Source organism: Candidatus Clostridium radicumherbarum (assembly GCF_045310525.1).
GTDB lineage: Bacteria > Bacillota > Clostridia > Clostridiales > Clostridiaceae > Clostridium_AT > Clostridium_AT radicumherbarum.
The window spans coordinates 269572-295937 of sequence record NZ_JBJHZY010000001.1; the positions used below are offsets into that span (position 1 = coordinate 269572).

At 33.3% G+C, this 26366-nt stretch carries 23 protein-coding genes and 1 other annotated feature; of the genes, 17 read left to right on the top strand and 6 right to left on the bottom strand.

Features of this window, described 5'->3' with window-relative positions:
• Positions 1-20 precede the first annotated feature (20 nt).
• The 4 genes from ACJDUH_RS01375 to ACJDUH_RS01390 all read left to right on the top strand — a co-directional run bounded on the left by ACJDUH_RS01375 (position 21) and on the right by ACJDUH_RS01390 (position 5279).
• A complete protein-coding gene (locus ACJDUH_RS01375; RefSeq protein ID WP_406763360.1) occupies positions 21-971 on the top strand; it encodes a carbohydrate ABC transporter permease in 951 nt (316 codons plus the stop codon).
• A 12-nt stretch (positions 972-983) separates the two neighbouring features.
• Positions 984-1817 (top strand): carbohydrate ABC transporter permease, encoded by an 834-nt coding sequence (locus tag ACJDUH_RS01380; protein WP_406763361.1) that lies wholly within the window; start codon positions 984-986, stop codon positions 1815-1817.
• 67 nt (positions 1818-1884) lie between these two features.
• A complete protein-coding gene (locus ACJDUH_RS01385; RefSeq protein ID WP_406763362.1) occupies positions 1885-3573 on the top strand; it encodes a glycoside hydrolase family 66 protein in 1689 nt (562 codons plus the stop codon).
• Positions 3574-3608: 35 nt separating this feature from the next.
• Positions 3609-5279 (top strand): glycoside hydrolase family 13 protein, encoded by a 1671-nt coding sequence (locus ACJDUH_RS01390; protein WP_406763363.1) that lies wholly within the window; start codon positions 3609-3611, stop codon positions 5277-5279.
• A gap of 76 nt (positions 5280-5355) precedes the next feature.
• Here the strand turns inward: ACJDUH_RS01390 and ACJDUH_RS01395 are convergent, their stop codons facing one another.
• Entirely contained in the window at positions 5356-6102 is a 747-nt protein-coding gene (locus ACJDUH_RS01395) for a 3'-5' exonuclease (protein ID WP_406763364.1), read from the bottom strand.
• A gap of 207 nt (positions 6103-6309) precedes the next feature.
• Here ACJDUH_RS01395 and ACJDUH_RS01400 point away from each other — a divergent pair, with 207 nt between their 5' ends.
• On the top strand, positions 6310-7428 hold the full coding sequence (locus ACJDUH_RS01400) for a ribose-phosphate pyrophosphokinase (RefSeq protein ID WP_406763365.1): 1119 nt from the start codon (positions 6310-6312) through the stop codon (positions 7426-7428).
• Between the two features lie 124 nt (positions 7429-7552).
• Here the strand turns inward: ACJDUH_RS01400 and ACJDUH_RS01405 are convergent, their stop codons facing one another.
• From ACJDUH_RS01405 to ACJDUH_RS01415, 3 genes are all read right to left on the bottom strand, one after another.
• Positions 7553-7954, bottom strand: a complete 402-nt coding sequence (locus ACJDUH_RS01405) for a hypothetical protein (RefSeq protein WP_406763366.1) — start codon at positions 7952-7954, stop codon at positions 7553-7555.
• A gap of 188 nt (positions 7955-8142) precedes the next feature.
• Entirely contained in the window at positions 8143-8976 is an 834-nt protein-coding gene (locus tag ACJDUH_RS01410; protein WP_406763367.1) for a CAP domain-containing protein, read from the bottom strand.
• Between the two features lie 273 nt (positions 8977-9249).
• On the bottom strand, positions 9250-10461 hold the full coding sequence (locus tag ACJDUH_RS01415) for an alanyl-tRNA editing protein (protein ID WP_406763368.1): 1212 nt from the start codon (positions 10459-10461) through the stop codon (positions 9250-9252).
• 293 nt (positions 10462-10754) lie between these two features.
• Between ACJDUH_RS01415 and ACJDUH_RS01420 the strand changes: the two genes are divergently transcribed.
• The 10 genes from ACJDUH_RS01420 (at position 10755) to ACJDUH_RS01465 (ending at position 20645) form a co-directional block, all read left to right on the top strand.
• Positions 10755-11774 carry a LacI family DNA-binding transcriptional regulator gene (locus tag ACJDUH_RS01420; protein ID WP_406763369.1) on the top strand — a complete coding sequence of 340 codons (1020 nt, stop codon included), beginning with the start codon at positions 10755-10757 and terminating at the stop codon, positions 11772-11774.
• Positions 11775-11796: 22 nt separating this feature from the next.
• A complete protein-coding gene (locus ACJDUH_RS01425) occupies positions 11797-12417 on the top strand; it encodes a bifunctional 4-hydroxy-2-oxoglutarate aldolase/2-dehydro-3-deoxy-phosphogluconate aldolase (RefSeq protein WP_406763370.1) in 621 nt (206 codons plus the stop codon).
• 26 nt (positions 12418-12443) lie between these two features.
• Positions 12444-13196, top strand: a complete 753-nt coding sequence (locus ACJDUH_RS01430) for a sugar phosphate isomerase/epimerase family protein (protein WP_406763371.1) — start codon at positions 12444-12446, stop codon at positions 13194-13196.
• Positions 13197-13294: 98 nt separating this feature from the next.
• The gene (locus ACJDUH_RS01435; RefSeq protein ID WP_406763372.1) at positions 13295-14596 is read left to right on the top strand and encodes a citrate transporter; all 1302 of its coding nucleotides are present in this window, start codon (positions 13295-13297) and stop codon (positions 14594-14596) included.
• Between the two features lie 151 nt (positions 14597-14747).
• Positions 14748-16883, top strand: a complete 2136-nt coding sequence (locus tag ACJDUH_RS01440) for a hydantoinase/oxoprolinase family protein (RefSeq protein WP_406763373.1) — start codon at positions 14748-14750, stop codon at positions 16881-16883.
• Positions 16880-17545 carry a hypothetical protein gene (locus tag ACJDUH_RS01445; protein ID WP_406763374.1) on the top strand — a complete coding sequence of 222 codons (666 nt, stop codon included), beginning with the start codon at positions 16880-16882 and terminating at the stop codon, positions 17543-17545. The genes ACJDUH_RS01440 and ACJDUH_RS01445 overlap by 4 nt, the downstream gene beginning before the upstream one ends.
• Positions 17538-18482: a sugar kinase gene (locus ACJDUH_RS01450; protein WP_406763375.1), complete on the top strand. Its 945-nt coding sequence runs from the start codon at positions 17538-17540 to the stop codon at positions 18480-18482. The genes ACJDUH_RS01445 and ACJDUH_RS01450 overlap by 8 nt, the downstream gene beginning before the upstream one ends.
• A gap of 4 nt (positions 18483-18486) precedes the next feature.
• Positions 18487-19101 (top strand): orotidine 5'-phosphate decarboxylase / HUMPS family protein, encoded by a 615-nt coding sequence (locus tag ACJDUH_RS01455; RefSeq protein WP_406763376.1) that lies wholly within the window; start codon positions 18487-18489, stop codon positions 19099-19101.
• A complete protein-coding gene (hxlB, locus tag ACJDUH_RS01460) occupies positions 19102-19641 on the top strand; it encodes a 6-phospho-3-hexuloisomerase (protein WP_406763377.1) in 540 nt (179 codons plus the stop codon).
• Positions 19642-19649: 8 nt separating this feature from the next.
• Positions 19650-20645, top strand: coding sequence for a Gfo/Idh/MocA family protein (locus tag ACJDUH_RS01465; RefSeq protein WP_406763378.1), 996 nt, complete (start codon positions 19650-19652; stop codon positions 20643-20645).
• Positions 20646-20769: 124 nt separating this feature from the next.
• On the opposite strand, the gene ACJDUH_RS01470 is transcribed toward ACJDUH_RS01465, so the two are convergent.
• Positions 20770-22134 (bottom strand): 8-oxoguanine deaminase, encoded by a 1365-nt coding sequence (locus tag ACJDUH_RS01470; RefSeq protein ID WP_406763379.1) that lies wholly within the window; start codon positions 22132-22134, stop codon positions 20770-20772.
• A gap of 199 nt (positions 22135-22333) precedes the next feature.
• Positions 22334-23008 carry a uracil-DNA glycosylase gene (locus ACJDUH_RS01475; protein ID WP_406763380.1) on the bottom strand — a complete coding sequence of 225 codons (675 nt, stop codon included), beginning with the start codon at positions 23006-23008 and terminating at the stop codon, positions 22334-22336.
• 679 nt (positions 23009-23687) lie between these two features.
• Here ACJDUH_RS01475 and ACJDUH_RS01480 point away from each other — a divergent pair.
• A complete protein-coding gene (locus ACJDUH_RS01480; RefSeq protein ID WP_406763381.1) occupies positions 23688-23960 on the top strand; it encodes a CD3324 family protein in 273 nt (90 codons plus the stop codon).
• Between the two features lie 127 nt (positions 23961-24087).
• Positions 24088-24317: a binding site (T-box leader), on the top strand.
• A 215-nt stretch (positions 24318-24532) separates the two neighbouring features.
• Positions 24533-26299, top strand: a complete 1767-nt coding sequence (gene thrS / locus ACJDUH_RS01485) for a threonine--tRNA ligase (RefSeq protein ID WP_406763382.1) — start codon at positions 24533-24535, stop codon at positions 26297-26299.
• Positions 26300-26366 lie beyond the last annotated feature (67 nt).

A 26366-nucleotide genomic window follows, 5' to 3' on the forward strand; every position in this document is an offset into this window, starting at 1 on the left:
AATAGAGGAGAGTGATATATTTGGAGAGAAAGCATGTAGCTGTTTCACATTCTAGAAGACTTAAGAAAGAACATAGGGAGGCTTTTGAGGGCTGGGCCTTTATTGGCGTAGGGTTTTTACTTTTTTTAGTATTTGTGGCTTATCCTCTTTTAAAGAATGTGATGATGGCATTCATGAATTACAGTGTTAATCCAAATAAAGCTAGTACCTTTATAGGACTTGCGAACTTTAAAAAGGCATTTATTCCAGGTGGAGTATTAGATGAAAGTTCTAAGTTTTATTTATCTATAAGAAACACACTGCTGGCAGTACTGATTACAGTTCCGGCTCAATGGTTTTTAGGTATGGTAATTGCTGTTATTATTGAAGCACTTTCAAAGGGAAAGATGATCTACAGGTTTTTACTATATATTCCTGTAATTTCAGATTGGATAGTTGTTGCTTTGTTATTTAAGTATATTTTTCAGGATACTAGAGGAGCTTTAATAAATTCCATTTTACTTAACCTGCATCTTATAAGTGAGCCTGTTGCTTGGCTCCAAAATGAGTGGACAGGGAACATTGTAATATGGTCACTTTGTATTTGGAAAGGAATAGGCTGGGTAATGATTATGTATACTGCTGCTCTTCAAGACTTGCCAAAAGATATGTATGAAGCGGCAGAAGTAGATGGAGCAACCAAGGTGCAGCAAGTATTTAAAATTACATTACCATTACTTGCATCAAGAACCTATTTCATAATAATTAACTTAATAATAGGAGCCTTCAATATAATGCTTCAGGTAATGCTTGTTACTGGAGGTGGACCACTAGGTAGGACTGACGTTCTTTTAGATTATATGTATAATAAGGCTTTCTCAAGCTTTGACTTTGGCTATGCAGCAGCACTAAGTTTAGTAATGGGAACTATTTTAATTACTATTTCCGCTGTGCAGAAAAAACTAACTAAGAATATAGAAGTTCAATTCTAAGGAGGTGGAATAATGGTTAGGAATAATTTTGCTCAAAAATTAATGCATTTAATCCTTATATTAATAGTTATAATTTCATTACTTCCATTTCTAAACATGATAACTATGTCACTAATGCCTAATACCTATATTTTACCTTCAATGCCGCAGATAATTCCAAAACAATTTTACTTTGGAAATTATGTTGCTGTTTGGATGGGTGAGAACTTTTCTAGATATTTTATAAATAGCCTATTTGTTACTTTGTGCACTACGTTTCTCACATTATTTGTAGCATCATTATCAGGCTACGGCTTTGCAAGATTAAATTTTCCAGGGAAAAATATAATATTTAATATTTATATATTTTCTTTGATGATGCCCGCTGTGCTTGCTTTAATTTCACAGTTCACTATTTTGCAGGGATTGCACTTAGTAGATACTTATCTAGGTCTACTGCTCTTATATGTTAGTATGGGTGTAGCAGGTAATACCTTCTTTTTAAAAGGTTTTTTTGAAACTATTCCAAAAGAATTAGAAGAATCTGTAATTATGGATGGAGGAAATAAATGGACTATCTATAGGAAAATAATTCTGCCACTTTCAAAACCAGCTTTAGCTACTATGGCCATAGGTACTTTCTCAGGCACCTGGATGGAAGTGTTTACAGCACTAACTGTTATTAAAACTCAATCAAAGAGAACATTACCTATTGCATTAAAACTGCTGCAAAATGGGAAAGCAACTGAATGGGGACTGATTTTTGCTGCAGCCATAATGGTTTTAATACCTATAATTATGATATTTATTATATTTAATAAGCAATTTATAAAGCAAGGTGGAAATCAAGGTGCTGTTAAAGGTTAATTAGATTTCTAGAAATGCAGTGTTTAGTAGAACTTATATTGAAAAAAGCTTGGGAAGGCGGGTAATTATGATTTTAGATTTATATCCAAGGAAGTCATATTTTTGCACAGGTGAAGCAATTAGCATAGAAGTGCTTTTAGATAACATAATAGGTGATTATATTCTTAAACTGCAAGTTTTTAATTTGCAAGAACTTATTTATGAAGAAATAAGACCAATAGTAAAATCAGATAAAAAGGTGATTTTAGAGTTTAAGCTTCCTGTTAAAGAAGCAAATTTAAGTGGGTTTGGGGTAGAGGCTTTGCTTTTAAAAGGGGAAGAGACTATCTCAAGTTCAAGTACAGCCTTTGATGTTTTAGAAGATTTCAAATATGCTCCTCGATATGGATTTCTTTCTGATTTTGAATCTTCGGAACTTAATGATGAAAGTGATGCAGCTCAACTTAATAAATATCATATTAATGCAGTACAGTTTTATGACTGGATGTATAGGCATCATGAGCTCTTGCCTCCTGAAGATGAATTTATTGATGCTATGGGCAGAAGATTATCACTTCCTGTAGTAAAGCAAAAGATTGGCTATGTGAAAAGCTATGGAATGAAAGCCATAGGCTATGGAGCAGTTTATGGTGCAGAGAAGGAATATTACAATGAAAAAAAGGAACAGGTTTATTTTAAAAATGATGGGAAAGTAATAAATTTTATAGATTTTATTTATATGATGGATATTAATAGGGAATCTCCTTGGCATGATCACATAATAAGGGAATTCTCAAAGGCTATTGACTTTGGTTTTGATGGAATACACATGGATCAATACGGATTTCCTAAGGAAGCCTTAGCAAGATCAAAGGAAGGATTAAAGGTTAGGCACTTAAGAGATGATTTTCCAAAACTTATTGAAGATACAAGAAGCTATATTGAAGCTAGCGGAAAGGAAGTTAATTTAATTTTCAATGCAGTAAATAATTGGCCTATTGATTCAGTTGCAAAGGCACCACAGGACTGCATGTATATAGAGGTTTGGTCTCCTAATGACACTTATGAGGATTTAAATAAGCTTATAGTAAATGCTAAAAAATATGCTCCTGATAAACAAGTTATACTAGCAGCATACTTAAAGCCTTTTCTTGAGAAAGAAGAAGAAGCAAGAAAGAGTGCTGAAAATGGAGCTCTTCTTACTATGTCCTCAATTTTCTCCTCTGGCGGATTTCATCTTCTATTAGGTGAAAATAATGGAGTGCTTACAGAAGCTTATTATCCACAATATGCTAGATTAGATTCTGAAAGCTTTATAAAAATAATGAGAAACTATTACGATTTTATTGTAAGATACGAGGAACTGCTTTTTAATTTCAAATTAATTGATAATACATTTACTTATACAGGTGGAATAAATGGAGAATATACATTTAAAAATGGAAACTTTTCACCTAAGCCTGAAAGCGATAAGGTATGGACACAAATAAAAGAAATGGATGGTATAAAAGTTATAAATTTAATTAATTATACTGGAATTAATAATATGAATTGGAATGAAGGAAAGCAGCAGCTTCCAGAAGAGCTTTCAAATATTGAAGTAACTTGTTTAGTTGTTGAAAAAGTAAAAGAAGTTTATTTTGCTTCACCTGATTTTGATAACTGTATGAGTAGGAAAATCAATTTTAAATATGTGGAACATGACCAAGGTAAAGCTATACAGTTCATTGTTCCAAAGCTTCATATTTGGGATATTGTATATATTATGGTAGGATAATATCAAAATATTTGGCAATTGAAAGGAGATTATATATGGAAAGCAAATGGTGGAAGGAAGGGGTAGTTTATCAAATTTACCCAAGAAGCTTTAAGGATTCTAATGGAGACGGTATAGGTGACTTAAGAGGCATCACTCAAAAATTAGATTACCTTAAAAGTTTAGGAATAGATATTATATGGCTTTGCCCAGTATATCAGTCTCCAAACGATGATAATGGTTATGATATAAGCGATTATAGAAATATAATGAATGAATTTGGAAATATGGAAGATTTTAATGGGCTTCTTTGTGAAATACATAAAAGAGGCTTAAAGCTTTTGATGGATTTAGTAGTAAATCATACTTCAGATGAACATAAATGGTTTATAGAAAGTAGAAAATCCAAGGACAATCCCTATAGAGAATATTATATTTGGAGAGAAGGTAAAGGAAATAATCCTCCAAACAACTGGGGTTCTTTCTTTAGTGGTTCTACCTGGAAGTATGATGAATCTACAGGAGAATATTTTCTTCATATGTTTTCAACTAAGCAGCCAGACTTAAATTGGGAAAATGAAAGGGTAAGAGCTGAAGTTTATGATATGATGAAATTCTGGCTTGATAAAGGTATAGATGGCTTTAGAATGGATGTTATAAATTTAATATCTAAGGTACAAGGACTCCCAGATGGAGAAAAAGGACAAAACGCACTTTATGGCAATGGTTTTCCGTATGCAGCTAATGGTCCAAGAGTACATGAATATTTGCAGGAAATGAATAAGGAAGTACTCAGTAAATATGACATAATGACTGTAGGGGAAACCCCAGGAGTAAATCCTGAAACTGCTAAGCTCTATGTAAATAATGATAGGCATGAGCTCAATATGCTTTTTCAATTTGAACTTATGGATATAGACTCAGGAATGGATAAATGGGATATAAAGCCCTGGAAGCTTACTGATTTTAAGAAAATTATGCTCAAATGGTATGAAGGTTTAAAGGAAAAGGGCTGGAACTCAGTATATCTTAATAATCATGATCAACCAAGACTTATTTCAAGGTTTGGGAATGATAAGGAATATAGAGTGGAGTCAGCTAAAATGCTGGCAACATTACTCCATACCTGGCAGGGAACTCCTTATATATATCAGGGAGAAGAAATAGGTATGACTAATGTTCATTTTGAAAATATTGAGGATTACAAGGACCTTGAAATTTTAAATATGTTCAAGGAAAAAATAAGCCAAGGAATATCTAAAGAAACAATTATGAATGGAATTTATGAAAAAGGAAGAGACAATGCAAGAACTCCAATGCAGTGGAATTCATCTATTAATGCAGGTTTTACAAGTGGGACCCCTTGGATTAAGGTAAATCCTAATTTTACTGAAATAAATGTAGAGAAAGCTTTAGGTGACAAAAATTCTATATATTATTATTATAAAAAATTGCTTCAACTTAGAAAACAGCATAAGGTAATAGTTTATGGGGATATAGAGCTTTTAGAAAAAAATAATGAAAGTATATTTGCCTATACTAGAAGCTTTGAAAATAGAAAATTATTAGTTATTCTTAATTTTTCAGAAAAAGAAGTGGAATTTAAGCTGCCTAAATCCTTAAGAAGTAATGATTTTAAATTGATTATAAGTAATTATTTAAACAAAGCACAAACTGAAGAAAGTAAAACTTTAAGACCATATGAGGCAGTAGTTTATTTGGCGTAAATAAAACTGCTAGTAATATACTTTGAACTATGGCTCATGTATTATAGGGGAAGGTTCAAAGAATTACTGGCAGTTTTTATTTTCGAAATTGATTGGTTTTTCCCATCATATAGGCAAGTTTTATAATAGACCTCTCTTCCTTTGACATTTCCCTATTGTACATTTTCTCAAATTGCATATAAAGCTTAATAAAATCAATTTTGCTGCTAGCTTTTTTATGCTTAATATTAGGTTTATTAGGATCATATAACTTTGGCATAATAGCTTCATTACTAATTTTTCTAAAAACCTTTGCCGTATACTTAGCATCGCTAAGGGCATCATGGAAGCTATTATTAATTGGTATATGCAGAAGTTCAACTGCATTTTTAAGGCCCATTAATATGCCTTTTGGGCAATTAAAATATTTAGAGGCATATTTCTGAAGATCTATATATTCTTTTGGAAGAATAGAGATATCAAAGTTATGGTAAGAAAAATTTCGATAAAGTTCCTTAATATCTGCCTTTCCCCATACGCATAAAACGCAGCTTTCCTTTCCTATAAAATGCATAAAATCTTTGTAAACAAAGCTGTGGTCAGGAGCGCTTCTTAAGGCTTCTTCAGTAATTCCAGTAATTTCACTGACATAAGGGCTGAGCCTAGAATATATTTCTGGTTTTATAAAATTATTATAGGTGGATATTTTCTTAAAATGTTCATCTAGTTTTACTGCCCCGATTTGTATTATTTCAAAAGGGCAATTTGGATTATTTGCCGATTCGGGATCTTTAACAGAGTTATAATATTGATTAAATTCTAAATCAAAAACTATATAATTCATTTATCATACCTCTTAAGTAAATATATTATATATTATGTCAAAAATATTACATATTAGTATATACTCCATTATAATTTTACAATAAATTTGATAAATATTTAATTAAATGTTGTAATATTTATAAGGATTTATTACAATTATTTATGGTAGTAAAGGATATCAATTATAAAGCACATTTAATAACATATAAGGAGGGTCCACGGTTAAATGAATTTATTAAATTCAATGCCTTATGGCCAATTAGGAATAATAGCACTAGAAAGCTGCAGAGATTTAGGAATTAAAATTGATCAATATTTGCTTCAAAAGCGTGAAAACATGGAAGATTGCCCAAAAACCTTTCTAATTTCCACAGATGAAATAAGGTTTTCAAATGGGGAAGGTAAGGTTAGACTTGAAGAAACAGTAAGGGGTAAAGACATATATATTTTATGTGACGTTGGAAACTACAGCTGTACCTATGAAATGTATGGATTTACAAATCATAAAGGACCTGATGAACATTTTCAGGACATTAAAAGAGTTGTTTCTGCTATAGGTGGAAAAGCAAGAAGAGTAACAGTTATAATGCCTATGCTGTATGAAGGAAGACAGCACAAGAGAAAAGGTAGAGAATCACTAGATTGTGCAATAGCACTTCAAGAACTGGAAAGATTGGGAGTCAAGGATATCTATACCTTTGATGTACATGATCCAAATGTTCAAAATGCAGTACCATTATTAACCTTTGAAAATTTATATCCTACCTATGAAATAGTAAAAGCATTTTTTAATAATGAGGATATAGAAATTGACAAATCAAAAATGCTTACAATAAGTCCAGATACAGGTGCAATGGATAGAGCAATTTATTATTCCAGTGTTCTAGGTTTAGATATCGGTCTTTTCTATAAAAGGCGTGATTATACTTCAGTTATAAGAGGAAAAAATCCTATTGTACAGCATGAATACATTGGAAGAGATGTTGAAGGAATGGATGTTCTAATTGTTGATGATATGATTGCCTCTGGAGAATCAGTTTTTGATATTGCTAAGGAGTTAAAGAAGCGTAAGGCAAATCGAATATTTGTTGCTACAACCTTTGCATTATTTACTGAAGGAGTAAAAAAATTCAACGAATTTTTTGAAACAGGAGTAATAGATCGTGTTTATTCAACAAATCTAACCTATATATCCCCAGAAGCTAAAGAAGCAGATTGGTTTAGAGAAGTAGATATGTCTGATTTTCTTTCAACTGTTATAGATTATATTAATAATGATAAGTCAATTAGCCCATTAGTTGACGCGACCTACAGTATAAAACAGCTTGTAAGCCATTCTTTATAAATTTGTTATAGAACTTGTACTATAAAAAAGACACATTTATTGCTTTAAAGGTACAAGTATTCAGTAACTACTTAATATAATTGAAAAAGCGACATATTTCCCAGGAAATGTGTCGCTTTAATTTTTACAAAGCGCCGCTTCCAATAGAATTATGAACAAAGGCAGCAATTTTGCATACTGGTATATCTACAATTGAACCAAGTGTATTTGCCCTGCAATCAAATCTGTTATTGGTACCTCTATCCGTATTTCTAACGTTATTTCTTTCAGTTTCGCATTCATCAAATGAGAAATCATTATTATTAGATTCATTCCTGTCATTTCTTCTGTCTACATCACAGCAGTTTCCAAGTGCACAGCCGGGAGCTGGTCCTATCTGAGTTATTAATCTAACAAAGTCTTCATTAACAAAAGCAAGTATTCCTGTAAAACCACGACCTGATTGTCCACCACTAGTAGTAAAAATAGTTACAGTTTGTCCAATATGACGAGCTAAGTTACGTGCAATTTCTGATCTACTGGGCATCTCAAATATTCCCCTTTCTTATATAAAATAGTAGGACCTTTGTCCTGCTATATAATATGAAGTTTACTTAAAATTGTTACAAGATATTAGTATGGCAAAGAGCTGTTTATATTGCCACTTATATATAGCAAAGGGACGCTTCTTCCGCCACTTTCTGGTTTTGAAGCGTCCCATAATAATATTTTTGATTATTTAGGCTTACTTACGAACATTTGTGAAAACATATTTCCATAAGGGCCACCGCTTTTAATTCCTATTCCTATATGTGTATATGCAGGATTAAGAATGTTTTGTCTGTGCCCAGGTGAATTCATAAGTGCGTTTTCAGCATTTTGTACGCTTTGATTACCGGCTATGTTTTCTCCAGCCTCAACGTAGTTAATACCAAAAGCCTTAAGCATATCAAATGGACTGCCATACTTTGGAGAATTATGGCTGAAATAATTATTATCTATCATATCTTGAGCCTTTATTCTAGCAACATTAGTAACTTGCATATCCGCCTGCAGTGGTGGTACGCTATTTTGTGCCCTAGCTTGATTTATTAAATTCAGCATCTGCTGCTCCTGGGCTGTAAGTGTACTGGAATTGTTTTGTGCTGTAGGAGTTTTAGGTGCTGTAGAAGCTGTAGCATTGCCTTGTGATGCCTGAGGTGCTCCGCCAGAAGTATTAGGAGCATTTTTAGCCGCATTGCCTTCAACTACTATTGGCTTAGCATCTTGATTATGCACAAAACCTATTTGATTATTAGGTTGTTTTACAGCATACCAATCTGAAACCTGACTTACTACATCTAATGTACTATTCTTAGCAGGAGTGGAAACTATAGGGGAGTTAGTAGAACATCCACTTCTAATATTTGAATTATCTGCAGTCAATTTTACTGTTTTCACATTTCCTGTTTCATAAGCAGAAGATTCAACACCTTGAATAGGCTGTGCATTTTTCTGCTGCTGTGTAGTACACGAAGTACCTAAAACTAAGGATGATGCTATTAAAAAAGTAAGAAACTTTTTACCCACAAAAAATTACCTCCTCGTATTCCTTATTTTCTCGGGGTAATCTTTGCTCGTCGATTTCCATCGATTAGATTACCCGTAAAAGTCCATTTAGGACTTTTACCATGACAATATTAATTGTCACGCTCCTTATTTAGCTGTTAATATAATTTACAATATTAATATTTGTTTAAATCAAAGCTTTTATAAGTGTAAGTTCTGTGAGGAGAACCATTTCTTAAGGTTTAAACCAAAATGTCACAGTAAAATGAAAAAAACTTGAAACTAATATAAACCTTACTTTTTAGCAAGTAATAAGGTATTCACTTTTGAATATGCATAATCTATGGAAGACTCAAGATTATTTATACTTTTACCGCCGCCTTGTGCAGAAAAAGGACTGCCGCCGCCTTTACCATCTATTAAACTAATTGCATCTTTTAGTAAATCATTCATACTAATACCTTTAATATTTTTAGAACACATAAATAAAAGATTAGCAACAGCTTCGGATTTCATTCCAAATAAAACTATAACATTTTCATGAAAGACAAGCTTTGAAGCAAGTAAATTTACATATTTAATATCTGTATTTACATATATATTTTTTACAATTCTTATATTATTAATAACATCACAGGTATTAAGTATATTTTGAACTTCAAAATCTGCAATTTGTGATTTTAAATTTTTATTTTCAGCCTTTAAGCTATTCAACTCATTAGTTATAGTATTTACTTTAATTAAAGCTTCATCCTCATTACAGTTTAGTGTTTTACAAAGTCTATTTGAAAATTTATATTTTTTAAACGCTTCCATAATAGCTCTTTTTCCACAAGTAAATTCTAAACGCATATTTCCTTTATATTTTTCTTTTTTTAGAATTTTAATTGCTTGAAGTTCGAGAGTTGATTTAGGATGCAGCCCGCAGCAGGCAGTTATATCAACATCTTCGATTTTAACAATTCTTAGGGGATCATTAATACTTGGAATTTTCCTAAGAGATAATTTTTTTAGTTCAGATTTTGATGGAAATAAAAATTCAACTTTTTTATTATCAAAAATATAATTATTAGCTAAATCTTCAACTTTTTCTAAGTCCTCATCACTTAACAACTTATCTAAATCTATAGTACAAATATCTTTTCCCAAATGAAAGCCAACTGTATTACAGCCAAAAGCATCTATAAAGGCAGCAGAAAGAACATGCTGTCCCAAATGCTGCTGCATGCCGTCAAATCTAAAGTCCCAATTAATACTGCATTTAGCTTTATGTATTTTTATAGGTTTTTTATCTGAAACATGATATGTGATTCCATCTTTTTCATAAACGTATGAAATTACACTATCCTCTATTTTTCCAATATCCCAAGGCTGTCCGCCACCACCAGGGAAGAAGGCTGTCTTATCTAGTTCAATATGAAATTCCTTATCTTTTTCTATAATATTTAATATTTCTGCTGTAAATTCTTTTATATATTGATTTTCGTAATAAAGTTTCTGAGTCATAGAAACCTCCTTATAAAGTTGAATTTGCTTGGTATTTTTTTATCCGCCTTCCAATATAGTGAACCACAAATAGTCATATGGTCTATTAATTGAATTTATAATACCATATTGTTGGCAATTTTATCAATAAAGCAATAATTTTAGAATTAAATATAAATTCATATAATTAAATAAAAATTAAATATTGCTTTTATTTAAATAATATTATATTATAAATTCATAGTACTTATGTGTATCGGTTTCGTACTTTTGTTTACCGGTTTCGTTAACTGATTTATAAAGGAGTTATCAAAATGCAAGAAAAAGATATAACTACAATTAACGATGTTGCTAAAGCAACTGGTGTGTCAAAAACTACTATATCTAGATATTTAAATGGCAAATATGAGTATATGTCAGAGGACACAAGAAAACGAATTCAAAATGTCATTGAGGAACTTAATTATAGGCCAAGCAATGTTGCAAAGACTCTAAAGTCAAATAAAAGCGGGCTAATTGGTGTAATAATAGCTGACATTGCCAGCCAATTCTCTTCTATATTAGTTAAGGGTATTGGTGATGTGTGTAAAGCTAATGGGTATCAAGTAATGATATCAAACGTAGACAATGATCCTGAAAAAGAAAAAGAGTATATTCAATCACTGATGGACAACAGAGTCGAGGGAATAATAGTTAATACAACCGGATATAATGATGACTTTTTAGTTGAGATTAATGAAACTAGAGTTCCGCTAGTGCTTGCTGATAGAACTATGCAGGAATTAAAAATAGATTCAGTTGCCACTAATAACTACAATATGACCTTTGATACAATAAAGTTTTTAATTGAAAAAGGTTATAAAAACATAGCATTCTTTACAGAGGAACCTCATAAAAATAGCGCCAGACATTTAAGAAGACAAGGATATCTAGATGCAATGCAGCAATACCTTGGTGTAGATGCTAATGAGCTAGTATATACCATTGACTCTGAGGATGAAAGTACATCTATTAATGCAATTGAGGAGTTTAACAATTTATATAAAAACAAGCTTAAAGCTATCTTCACAGTAAATGGTGTTACTTTATTAAGCGTACTTCAAAGTATAAAAAAGAGTAAGTATAAAATCCCTGAAGATTTTTACGTATGTGGATATGAAGATTGGGGTTGGGCTACACTTGTTTATTCTGAAATACCGGTAATTACACAGCATTCCTATGAAGTTGGTGCAGAATCCGCTAAGATGCTTATAAAAAGAATAAACGGAAAAAGAAAAGGTAAACCCAAATATAAAGAACTTCAAGCAAAGCTGATTATTGGAAATTCTAAATAAATTAAACTATAGGAGGGTTAAAATGGACAAGCAATCAGTTAAAGAGAAACTAAGAAATAAAATAATTGCAGTTATACGCTGTGAAGATGCTGCAAAAGCAAAGCTGATATCAAAAACTATTATAGAATGCGGAATAGATGTTTTAGAGGTTACATTTACTGTTAAAGGAGCACCGCAGCTTATTAAAGAATTAAAAGCGGAAAATCCTAATGTAGTAGTGGGTGCAGGAACAGTGCTTACTACTCAGCAGGCTGAAGAAGCATTAATCAGCGGCGCAGACTTTATAGTTTCACCTTGTACAATCGAAGAAATCGGAGCCTTTTGTAGAGAAAAAAATATATTTTGCTCTATGGCTGCTGCTACCTCTACAGAAGCATATAATTCGCACAAATTTGGAAGTGATGTAGTTAAATTATTTCCAGGTGAATTTATAAGTCCAGGAATTATCAAGGGAATAAAAGCTCCTATGCCATTTATAGATATGATGCCCACTGGTGGAGTAGATAATAAAAACATTAAGACCTGGTTTGAGAATGGTGCCTTTGCTGTAGGAGTTGGAGGGCATTTAACTAAGGGTATTGATGAGACCAACTTAGATGTATTAAGAGCAAGGTGTGAAGCTTTAATTAATGCAGCTAAATAATACTAATAGGAAAGTCAGGAGAAAGCATGGAAAAAAATAATATAGTTATCAATACTCTAGTATTTCTAGAGGATTTAAAAAGTGGTGTAGAGCAAGTAAAGCTTTTACAAGATATTCATTCTTTAGGAATAAACAAAGTAGAAGTTAGGAGAGAGTACATAAAAGATTTTGATAAAGAACTAGACGCTATAAAAAATACAGCAGAAAAGTATAATATGGTGATATACTACTCGGTTCCAAAATACCTATATGTTGATGGTGAGCTTGCTATTAACGAAGTTGAAGAATATTTTTCTGAAGCAAATAAAATGAACTGCAGAAACGTTAAATTAAATATTGGAAACTACAATTTAATAAGTCCTGAAAACGTTACTAATATCAATAGGCTATGCGACAAATATTCCGTAAAGCTTACCATAGAAAACGATCAAACTGAAGAAAATGGGAAGGTTCAGAAAATCAAAGAATTTTTAGATAGAGCAGAAAGGCTTGGAGCTAAGGTTAGCTGTACTTTTGATATTGGAAATTGGCTTTGGCAAAATGAAGATCCAAAAGAAAACGCATACAAATTAAAGCCTTATGTTACATATATCCATTTAAAAGATGCACATCTTCAAGACAAACCTCAAGCTGCATATTTGGATGAAGGAATAATACCTTGGAGAGAGATACTAAAAATATTTCATGAGGACATACCTGTAGCCATCGAGTATCCTTGTTATCCAGATACACTTGTAAGTCTTGAAAAAGAAATAACAAAGTTAATTAAGCTAGGCTAATTAAATCATAAATTTTATGGAGGTGATAAGCACTAAAAACATTACAGTCCGTATCCAATAAAACTAAAGTCAAAATCAAAATTTTAGGGGGAAAAAATATGTCAACACCAGTACTTATTGGAATCTTATTATTAATTTCCTATTTTGGATTAATTTACTTTGCTGCTAAGGGTGGCAACCTTATGTTAGGATTTTTAGTTATGGCTATAATATGGGTAGCACTTGGTATGGCAGGCGGCAAGATTACTTGGCAGGTAGCACAGACTCAAGTATTCCAAGGCGGACCTGAAAGTTGGGGTGCAACAGCAGTTGTAGTTATATTTGGTAGCTGGTTTGGAAGAGTTTTAGTAGAAACAGGAATTGCAGCTACAATTATAAGAAAAACTGTTGAACTTGGGGGAGATAAGCCATTAGTTACCACAGTGCTATTATCAATTGTAACTGGACTTATTTTCACAAGTACCTTTGGAGCAGGAGCAGTAGTAGCTATCGGTGTTATAGTACTTCCAATCCTATTATCCTTAGGAGTTCCAAAATCACTTGCAGTTAGTTCATATCTAATGTCAGTTGGATCAGGTATGTATGTAAACTTAGTTTTATTTAAGCAAATGCAAGGAATTTTCCAAGGCTTTAAATATGATAATAATTATTTGAAATTTGGATTTGTTGCAATGGGAGTTCAATTAGTAGTTATTATAATTATGCTTGCAGTAAGACTTAGAAAGAGCGCTGTAAACCATGCATGGGCAGCTTCAAGCTCAAGTGCAGCTGCACAAAGTTCACATGTTCCAGCTATTGCTCTAATAACTCCTATAGTACCAGTTGTATTAGCTATAGTATTTAGCTGGCAGCCAATACCTGCATTTATAGTAGCAGTATTTTATGCATTATTTGTTTGCGGAAAGCTTAAATCCTTTAAGGAAACAGAGAAAATTGTTACAAAGACTTTCTACGATGGCGTTGTAGACGTAGCTTCCTTACTAGGTTTCTTGTTTATTCTTCCAATGTTTAATAAAGTATCTGGCTTAGATGCTTCCTTCTTCCAAGCAATTTTAGGAGGGGTAATGCCAACTAGTGCACTATTCCTTTGCATACTTTTTGCAGTAATAGCTCCACTTGGTTTATTCAGAGGACCATTAACAGTATTTGGTGCTGGTTCAGCAACCTTAGGTATATTAAATGCAATTGGAGGCTTTACACCAACATTACTATTCCCATTAATCTATATACCAACAATTACTATGAATATATCTGCTTGCCCAACTCAGTCTTGGAACTTATGGGCATTAAATTACTCTAAAGTAAGTGTTAAAGAATTCTTAAAATCAGGAGTTGTTTGGGCTTGGGTAATCTGTATTATTAACACAATTGTTGTATTCATGATGTATGGAGCAAAATAAGTATTATTATAACATTTTACTAATCTGCAGAAGTAATTCTGCAGATTAGTTATAAAAAGGCTATGTTTTAGAATGTGGTTGAAATTTATAATAAGCAACTATATTCTAAAACATAGCCCAAATTAAAAAAATCAATTGGAGGGAAATATTTATGACAAAAAGATCAGTTCGAGTTGGGATTGACGTTGGAGGTACTCATACAAAAGCAGTAGCTATTGATAATGATACTCATGAAATTATAGGTAAAGCTTCAGTTATGACATCACATGATCATGAGATGGGGGTTTCTGCAGGCGTTATTGAGGCCTTTGAGAAGTGCCTTAATGCCAACAACATTGATCCAGATGAGGTAATTTTCATAGCACATAGTACTACTCAGGCAACTAATGCACTACTAGAAGGCGATGTTGCTGATGTTGGAATTATAGGAATTGGAGCAGGTGGGCTGGAAGGCTTTCTTTCTAAAAAGCAGACTAAAATTGATGATATAGATTTAGGAACTGGAAGAATTATTAAAGTTCATCATACTTATATGAAAAAGAAGACTTTTAACAGAGATACTATAGTAGCTGCTGTTAAAGAGCTTACCGAACAAGGAGCTACTGTTATTGTTGCTTCAAAAGCCTTTGGAGTTGACGACATTAGCGAGGAGGAACAAGTACAGCAGGTGGCAGAAGAAAAAAATATTCCCGTAACAGTAGCTTCTGACATAAGTAAGCTATATGGATTAACAAGAAGAACAAGAACTGCTGCAATAAATGCAAGTATACTTCCTAAAATGTTAGAAACTGCTACAAGTACAGAAAAGAGCGTTAGAAGCGCAGGAATAAAAGTACCGCTAATGATAATGCGTGGAGACGGCGGAGTTATGGATATTTCAGAAATGAAAAAACGTCCGGTACTTACAATGCTGTCTGGACCAGCGGCAAGTGTAGTTGGAGCATTAATGTATTTAAGAGCTTCAAATGGTGTTTATTTTGAAGTTGGAGGAACAAGTACAAATATTGGTGTTATTAAAAATGGAAGACCTGCTGTTGACTACTCTATTGTAGGAGGTCATTCAACCTATATAAGCTCCTTGGATGTTAGAGTTCTTGGTATTGCAGGTGGAAGTATGGTAAGAGCAAGTGCCAGCGGCATTGTAGATGTTGGTCCAAGAAGTGCTCACATAGCAGGTATGCCCTATGCAGTATATACTCCTGAAGAAGAAATTGTTGAGCCAGAGTTAGAATTTTTCTCACCTAAAAAAGGTGATCCTGCAGATTATGTAGCAATAAAATTAAAAAGCGGCAAGAGAATAACTATCACAAATAGCTGTGCAGCAAATGTACTTGGAATTGTTACACCTGAAGATTATTCCTATGGAAATGTAAATTCAGCGAAAAAGGCAATGGAACCTTTAGCAAAGCATCTTGGAGTTTCAGTAGAAGAGGTTGCAAAACAGATCTTACAAAAGTCCTTTGAAAAAATTAAACCGGTTATAGAAGCCTTAGCTGAAAAATATAAGCTTGAAAAAGACCAGATTTCTTTAGTTGGTGTTGGTGGAGGTGCTGCAGCACTGCTTCCCTATACTGCTAAGAATATGGATTTAGAATATAGTATTCCAGAGAATGCTGAGGTAATATCCTCAATTGGAGTTGCCCTTGCTATGGTTAGAGATGTAGTAGAAAGAGTTATACCAAACCCCTCCACTAAGGATATTTCAGACCTTAAAAAGGAAGCAACTGAAATGGCCATTGCCAGTGGTGCCGTTCCGGACAGCATAGAGGTACAAGTTGAGATTGATCCGCAGACTTCAAAGATAAGAGCAATTGCATTAGGCTCAACTGAAGTTCAAACTACTGATTTATTAAAAGCATGTACTGAAGATGAAGCTAAGGAAATTGCTGCTAAATCCATTGGAATTCCAATGGAAAAGGTTCAGCTTCAATGCAATAACAATGTATTTTATGTATTTTCCGGCATAAAAGATGAAAAACAAGGAAAGACACAAATTAGAGTTGTAGATAAAAAGGGCTTTATAAAAATTCAAAGAGGAGACGGTATTAGTAAGCTGTGCAAGGTTGGCGAGGTAAGAGAAGTAGCTGCAGATATGTGGGAAAATCTTTCTGTATTTAAAAGCGATATCAGGCTTACTCCGGATGTTTATCTTTGTATTGGCGGTAAAGTACTTGATTACTCAGGAATGATGGACCTTGAGCAGTTATACATGGTTATGGAAACTGAAACTATGCTCTTAGAGCCAGATGAAACAGTAATTTTAGTTGGAGCTAAGAATGACCTATGATTAAGGAAATAATAAGCAATTTAAGAAATATTGACAAAAACATTTGGGGCCTTTATACCTTTAAAAGAGACCCCTTATGTAATAAAATTACTTTTGCAGAAAAGATAGATATGATTGAAAAGGCTAATAAGTGCGGCATAGAGAAGGCCCTTGAACTTAGAGAAAGTTTTGGCAGTAAAACCTGCAGGGAGTATGCTGATAAGCTTGGATTAAGTGTCTCAGAAATAGAAGAAAGAAATAGTAATGACTACATTCTCTTTGCAAAATTCAATGCTCCAAATAAAATTTCCATTTGCAGGAACAATGTTAAAATTGCAAAAGAAATGGTTGAGAGAGAAAAAATAAGTACTTTAATTGATGATGTAAATATTGAAGATGTGTTAATATCACATGAAATGTTTCATTTCTTAGAAGGTCAAGATAAAAATATATATACAAAAAATGAAAAAATTAAACTTTGGAGTATAGGTCCAATTAAGTACCATTCAGGGGTAGTGGCTTTAGGCGAAATTGCTGCAATGTCCTTTGCTAAAGAACTGCTTAAGCTTAATTACTATCCTAATTTATTTGATATATTGCTTTTATATCCCCAAAATGAAAAAAGAGCATTAGAATTATATGATGAAATTTATGCAGTGAAAGGAGCTGATGACAATGCCTGAAATCATACTAATTGGTGAACCTATGGCAATGTTTGTGGCAGACTATGTTGGCAAATTGGAAGAGGTTGAGAAGTTTACAAGATCCTTAGCAGGAGCTGAGGTTAATGTTTGTATTGGTTTAAAAAGATTAGGCTATGATGTTAGCTATGTTACAAAGCTTGGAGTAGATCCTTTTGGAAAATATATAAAAAATTTTTTAGATAAGGAAAAAATAAATACAAGCTATATAACTTTTGATTCAAAATTTCCAACTGCCTTTCAATTGAAAAGCAAGACAGATGTTGGTGATCCGGAGGTTGTCTATTTTAGAAAAGGAACTGCAGCCTCTAACATTTCTAAGGAAGATATTGAAAAAATAGATTTATCTGAAGTTAGACTTGTTCATGTTACTGGAATTCCTCCAGCTTTATCAGAAAGCTGCAGAGAAGCAACCTATGAGCTTATAAAAAAAGCAAAAGAAAAAGGTCTATATATAACCTTTGATCCAAATCTAAGACCTGCTCTTTGGGCTAGCAAAGAAGAAATGGTGAAGGTTATAAATGATATTGCTTCTAAATGTGATATGGTAATGCCTGGCATGGCAGAAGGACTTACATTAACAGGAAGTGAAGATCCTGCAGAAATTGCTGACTTTTATTTAAAGCTTGGAGTTAAAACTGTTATTGTAAAAGTTGGAGATAAGGGCGCATATGTAAAGACTAAAGAGGAAGCTTACACAGTACCTGGTTTCAAGGTGAAAAAGGTAGTGGATACCGTTGGAGCCGGAGATGGCTTTGCAGTTGGTATAATAAGCGGGTTACTTGAAAAATTACCCCTTAAGGAGGCTGTCGTAAGAGGAAATGCTATAGGTTCTCTTCAAGTAATGGTATCAGGGGATAATGAGGGCCTTCCAAGTCGTAAAGAACTTAAGCAGTACTTAGAAGAGCAAATGAGGTAATGATATGAAAATACAACTTGCCATTGATAGAGTAAGTATTGAAAAAGCTAAGGAAATATCAAAAGAAGCTAGTCCTTTTATTGACATTATTGAAGTTGGAACCTCACTAATAAAAGATTTTGGTGTTACAGCTATAAAAGAGCTAAAAGATGCTTTTCCCAATAAAACAATTTTAGCTGATATAAAAACAATTGATGAAGGTGCCTATGAATTTAAAGCAGCTTATAATAACGGTGCAGATATAGCAACTGTTATGGCTGCGGCTTCTATTGATACCATTAAGGCCTGTTATGAGGTTTCTCAAGGTTTTAATAAGGTTATGATGATAGATCTCTTAGGAGTAGATAATGAGAAAATTGATAAATTGAAAGTTTTTAATAAAGCCATATTCTGTATTCATGCTCCTTCAGATGGAGGAGAAAAGGATTTAACTTCACTTCTTGAAGATTTTAAAAAGATGTTTCCAGAAATAAAGAATATTGCAGTAGCAGGTGGCGTAAATTACAACACTATAACTTCAATAAAAGAAGCAGAGGCAGCTATAGTAATAATTGGCGGTGCAATAACTAAAGCATGCAATATTGAAGGTGCTGCTAGAAAGTTTAGGGAGTTGATTTAAATGGATACATTAAATATTATTGCTGAGGAAATACTTTCTGTCTTATCTAAGGTAGACAGAGTGGAACTTAAAACAGTTGTAGGTACAATAGGTAAAAATTCAAGAATATTGGTGGATGGAGAAGGCCGCTCAGGATTAATGGGAAAGGGCTTTGCAATGAGACTTATGCATTTAGGTTATGAGGTATATGTCGTAGGCGAAACTATAACACCTGCAATTGAAAAAAATGATATATATTTTACCATATCAGGTTCAGGAGAAAGTTCTAATGTAGCTTTGAATACAAAGAAGGCAAAAGAAAAAGGCTGTTTTATCATAGCTGTTACAAGCAAATCAGAATCCACAATAGCTTCCTTAGCTGACAAAATAATACTTGTGCCAGGCACAACAAAGGGGGATAATGGAGAAGAAAGGAAATCTGTTCAGCTGTTAAGCTCACTCTTTGATCAAAGCCTTCACGTAGTTCTTGATGCATTATGTCTAATGCTTAGTAAAAAGGACAATGTTTCAAATAGTGAAGCTACAGCAAAGCATTGGTAGGTGTGTATATGAGTAGTAAAATGATTAACTTTGGTATTATTGGTACAAATAAAATAACTGGTAGATTTATTGAAGGTGCTGGTTTAGTTGAGGAGTTTAAACTAAACGCTGTTTATTCAAGAACCTTTGATGCAGCAAAGGCTTTTGCTGATAATTATGAGGTAACCAATATATTTACGAGCTTAGAAGAAATGGCAAAAGATGAGTGCATAGATGCGGTTTATATAGCAAGTCCTAATTCCTTACACGCAGAGCAGGCTATATTATTTTTAAACAATGGAAAGCACGTCCTATGTGAGAAGCCCATAGCATCAAATGCTGCAGAATTAGAGTCAATGTTTGCAGCAGCTAGGGCAAGCAATGTGCTGTTAATGGAAGCCATGAAAAGTAGCTTTTTACCTAATTTTAAGGTTATACAAGATAACCTTCATAAGGTTGGCAAAGTAAGAAGGTTTTTCTTCAATTACTGTCAGTATTCTTCAAGATATGATCTATATAAGCAAGGAAAGCCTGTGAATACCTTTGAACCTAGATTTTCTAATGGGTCAATAATGGACATAGGTGTTTATTGTATTCATCCAGCTGTAAGATTTTTTGGCATACCTAAGGATATGAAAGCTACTGCCATTAAGCTTCCATCTGGAGTAGACGGACTGGGGACCTTGAATTTTTTATATGATGAAATGGAAGGTGTAATTCAGCATTCAAAAATAAGCAACTCTTATATACCTTCTGAAATACAAGGTGAAAATGGCTCAATGATAATTGATAAAATAAACTCCCCTGAAAAGGTAAAAATTATTTATAGAAATGGAGAGGTGGAAGAGCTATCCCTACCGCAAATTAAGGATGATATGTATTATGAAGTGAATGAATTTATTGAGCTAATAAAAAATAACAAAGTAGAATCAGAGATTAATTCCCACAGCCTATCACTTAATGTAATAAAGCTTATAGAAAGTGCTAGAAAGCAAACGGGTGTTGTGTTTCCAGCGGATAAATAGCATCAAGTATAAAGCAAAATTACTGAATATTAAATAAAGAAAGATAACCCCCTGTATTAATTTTGTATTAGATACAGGGGGCTCTTATTATATACCATGAATATACTTATTCTTCCTTGGAGCTTTATCTACTTCTTTGTGCTTCAACTATGTCCTTTGCGATTTCATTAGCATTTTTATAAATCTCATTTGAATTAACAGTGAGAAGCTCTCCATCCCTAGAAACTATTTTGCCATTAACAATAGTCATTTTAGTGAAGCTGGAATTTCCAAGGCAAACTAATGATACAAGCGGATCATGACAGCCTGCATACTCAATTTTATTAAGATCAAATAAAATAATATCTGCAGCTTTACCAATATCTAATCTTCCCGTATCCTTTCTTCCAAGCACATCTGCTCCGCCTCTTGTAGCCACCTTTAAGATTTCATAGGCATTTAAGCCATTAACTCCATATTTTAAATGATTTAATAAATAGGCCCTTCTAACTTCTTCCCACATATTTGAGCCGTCATTGCTTGCACTTCCATCTACTGCAATGCTGAGCTTTCCGCCAGCTTTAACTATATCTGTAGTTCTGCAAATTCCGCTGTTAAGCTTCATATTTGATGATGGGCAATGTGCTATACCAGAGCCCTTTAAATTATTTATTTCCCTATCACTTAAGTATATACCATGAGCAAACCATACATCAGGGCCTACCCATTCAAGTTCTTCCATTAGCTCAAAAGGTCTCCTGCCGTATCTTTCAAGACAGAAATTTTCTTCATCCAGGGTTTCTGCAAGATGGGTATGCATCATAACTCCAAGCTTCCTTGCTAAATTCTTAGTTTCAACCATTAAAGCTTTGGTTACTGAGAAAGGAGAACAAGGTGCGAAGGCTATTCTAGTCATAGCAAAGTCATAGGGATTATGGTATTTACTAACTAGTCTTTCACAATCCTCTAATATTTTACTTTCAGTTTGTACAACTGACATTGGTGGCAGTCCACCTTGATCTTTGCCAAGGGACATAGAACCCCTTGTGGCATGAAATCTGATTCCTATTTCATTGGCAGCCTTAATTTGGTCGTCAATTAAAGTATTTGGCTGGTTATTTGGGAAAACATAATGATGATCAGAGGTCAGTGTACAGCCTGTTCTAAGCAGCTCACTAAAGCCTACCATTGCTCCATAGTAAACTGCCTCAGGAGTTATGTTCTTCCAAAACTCATAAAGTCCAATAAGCCAAGGGAAAAGAGGTTTTTCCTGAACTTCTTTAATACCTCTAAATAAGGTTTGATATAAATGATGATGAGTGTTTACAAAACCGGGAAGGGCAATAAGGCCTGTACAATCAATAACTTTACAATCATCAGATACTGATAAGTCCTTACCTATGGCTGTGATCTTTGAATCTTGGATGAGAATACTGCATTCTTCGAATATTTCTTCTCTGTCATTAAAGGTATAAATGCAGTTAATGTTTTTTAATAGTAATGTGTTCAATATTGTTACCCCCTAAAATAAAATATTGAGTATTTTTAGTGGTTAACTCGACACTGCATACAAAGAAATGAAAATTTCAAATAATTAAGAAATGTATGCATAAATATTATATCAGATTAAAGAGTTGTTTTTCTATACAATTTAAATAACTAAAGGGAAGTATTTAGGCTGAACCAGCCATAAGTACTTCCCTGTGATTTTATATATTTTCTATTTGCCAATCTATAGGTTTCTTTCCTATGGAAGCAAGAAACTTATTAGTCTTAGAAAAAGGCTTGCTTCCAAAGAAGCCTCTGTGAGCAGATAATGGACTTGGATGAACCGATTTTATAATATAATGCCTTGGATTATTTATTATATTTAGTTTAGATTGAGCATTGCTTCCCCATAATATGAAAACAATAGGGTCTTCTCGATCATTTAATAAACTGATTATTTTATCAGTGAAATGCTCCCAGCCCATGTTATGGTGGGAATTTGCCTGGCCTTCCCTAACTGTTAATGCAGTATTAAGAAGCATAACTCCTTGATCAGACCACTTCTTTAAGTAGCCGTTATTAGGTATAAAGCAGCCTAAGTCACTATTAAGCTCCTTATAGATATTCATAAGAGAAGGCGGAGCAGGAACACCTGGTTTTACAGAAAAGCTTAAACCATGAGCCTGATTTGCGCCGTGGTAAGGGTCTTGTCCCAATATTACCACCTTTACATCCTTATAATTTGTAAAATGCATTGCGTTAAAAATATCATACATATTAGGGTATATAGTTCTTGTCCTATATTCATTTATTAAAAACTGTCTAAGGTTTAAATAGTACTCTTTTTTAAATTCATCTTCTAATAAGTTGTTCCAATCATTTTTTAATACTTGCATTTTTATCACCCAAATAGATTATATCATAAAAAAGATACTTAAATTGTTAATGGAAAAAATAGCTATAATCAAACTTTACCTTGAGAATAAAAGGATATTTATGGGATAATAAACTTGACCGGTCAATATGGTAGAAAAGGGGATGATAAGTTTGATCATATTTAAGAGGTGGCTTAAAGCCTAGAACAATAGGGGGAGGTAACTAACCTCCTCTTTAAAGTAAGTAAACAATCGAGGTGAATATTTATGGTTGACATGAACTATGAATTTCTATATTATATAATTACAGGTAAAATATACAAGAATCAAATTCAGGTGAATGGAGGGGTTAGAAATGAAGTTAAGAAGAGAGGTTTCCGATTATTAACTAAATATTGGAGAAAATATTAACCATCATCTGAGTTTTCATAGATATGCGTCATATGAAAGTAGCAGGAGGATGTCCTGTTTTTTTTATTGAATTTTTTAGAGTATATAATCCCGCAGATGGTTAGTTTCTGCGGGATTTTTATATGTTTTTTAAAACTAAATTGTTTAGTACTAAAAAGAAGCATAAAGAGCTAAATGATTGATAATCATTTAATTAATAATGAGAAATAAAAGGAGGCGTAGTAATGATTAAAGTATTAAGTGAAGTCGTTAACGGAGCAGTATTAGAGGTAAATGGGAGGATAAAGTATTGCAATATAAAAACGGAAAGGAAATATTACCGGCAGAGTTATTGAGGGAGCTTCAAAGGTATATACAGGGAGAATTGATTTATATACCAACCTCTGAAGCTAAAAGAAAGGGTTGGGGAGAAAATAATGGTACAAGAGAAATTATTAAAAAAAGAAACCTTGAAATTCATAAGCTTTATAAAGCTGGATATACAATTGACTTATTAATGGTTACTTTTAATCTATCAGAAGATAGTATCAGGAAGATAATATGTAGAATCAATAAAGGATAATAAATGGGACGTCTAAGCAATGTGGTGCTTATGCATTAAGTTGATGAACGTCCCTTTAGCTGCTAATTATTTGAAAATTATAAAAAGAGATTGACATTTTAAATTTAGAGTCATATAATAACCATAAAGAAAGACAATGATGAGGAAAAGTAAATAAATTACTATTTTACAGAGAAAGAAGTTCATCGGCTGAAAGACTTCTAAAAATAAGTGTTGTTGAAAACCACCTCTGAGTTGATTGCTGAAGTCCTTATGGACATAAGCATATCCGCAGCCAGCGTTAATGGTATTAAGTGACAGTGATAGAGTTTTTAATTGCTGTAATTTGGGTGGAATCGCGATAAACTCGTCCTAAGTATGGGAGGAGTTTTTTTATTACATTTAAATTATAGCAAGGATTTGTTTACTATACCTGTAATTTGGGTGGAACCGCGAGAATACTCGTCCCATGTTTATGCATGAGACGAGTTTTTTATTTTAAAAAAGCGCATCCATATATGGGATAAGCTGCAAGGCTACAGTAGTAACACTATAGATATTAATATTCTTATAAATAAAAGGAGGTAAAAATTATGTTAAAGGTAATTTTAAAAGATGGAAGTGTAATTAATGCAAATGAAGATGAAGGAAGAAGGGCACTAAGACATACAGCTTCACATATATTAGCTCAAGCAGTAAAAAGATTATACCCAGAAGCTAAGCTTGCTATTGGACCTGCAATAGATACTGGATTCTACTATGATTTTGATATAGATAAGCCTTTTACTCAAGAAATGCTGGAAAAAATAGAAGAAGAAATGAAGAAGATAATTAAAGAGGACTTGAAACTAGAAAGATCCGTTATGTCAAGAAAAGAAGCACTAAAGCTTATGAAAGATAAAGATGAAGCTTATAAGGTTGAGCTTATTAATGACTTACCAGAAGAGGAAGAACTGTCATTCTTTAGGCAGGGTGATTTTATAGATTTATGTGCAGGCCCTCATGTACTCTCAACAGGAAAGGTTAAAGCTATAAAGCTTTTATCTGTTGCTGGTGCCTACTGGAGAGGCAGTGAGAAGAATAAAATGCTTCAAAGAATATATGGAACTGCCTTTGCAAAAAAGAGTGAGTTAGATGAATATTTAAATATGCTTGAAGAAGCTAAAAAGAGAGATCACAGAAAGCTTGGCAAGGAGCTTAAGCTATTTGCACTTATGGAGGAAGGCCCAGGATTTCCGTTCTTCCTGCCTAAGGGTATGATTTTGAAAAATATTCTAATAGATTATTGGAGGGAGCTTCATAGAAAAGCTAACTATGTAGAAATTGAAACTCCAATTATTTTAAATAGACAGCTTTGGGAAACTTCCGGACATTGGGACCACTACAAAGAAAATATGTACACTGTTAACATTGATGAAGAAGAATATGCTATAAAGCCAATGAATTGTCCTGGTGGAATGCTGGTTTATAAATCAGAAACACATTCCTACAGAGATCTTCCAATAAGAGCGGGAGAACTAGGCAGAGTTCACAGACATGAGCTGTCAGGAGCACTTCACGGGCTAATGAGAGTAAGAGCCTTTACTCAGGATGATGCCCACATATTTATGATGCCTGAGCAGATTAAAGACGAAATTAAAGGAGTAGTTAAGCTTATTGATGAGGTTTATGGGAGATTTGGCTTTAAATATAATGTAGAACTATCAACAAGACCAGAAAATTCTATGGGAACAGATGAAGAATGGAATATGGCTGAGGTTGCTCTTAAGGAAGCTTTAGAAGACATAGGAATGCCCTTTAAAATAAACCCGGGGGATGGAGCCTTCTATGGACCAAAGATAGATTTTCATCTACAAGACAGTTTAGGAAGAACTTGGCAGTGCGGAACAATACAGCTAGACTTTCAGCTTCCTCAGCGTTTTGATTTAAATTATATAGGAAGAGATGGAGAAAAGCATAGGCCAATAGTAATTCATAGAGTTATATTTGGAAGCATTGAGCGTTTCATAGGAATACTAATAGAACATTTTGCAGGAAAATTCCCAACTTGGCTAGCTCCGGTGCAGGTTAAGGTACTTCCAATATCTGATAAGTATAACTCCTACGCAGAAAGTGTATTCAAGATACTAAGAGATAAGGGTATTAGGGTGGAAATTGATGACAGAGCAGAAAAGGTTGGCTTTAAAATAAGAGAAGCTAGAAATGAAAGAGTGCCTTATATGATTGTTCTTGGAGAAAAAGAGCAGGCAGACGGGACTATTACTGTAAGAAAAAGAGATGATGGTCAGCAAAGTAGTGTTGTGCTTTATGAGTTTATTGCAGAAATAAGAGAAGAAATAGATAATAGGCAGCTTAAATAGTGAAAATAAACCTAAAGCCATGTGTTTTCGTTAATTATTACATTCAAACGACAACACTAAGGCTTTA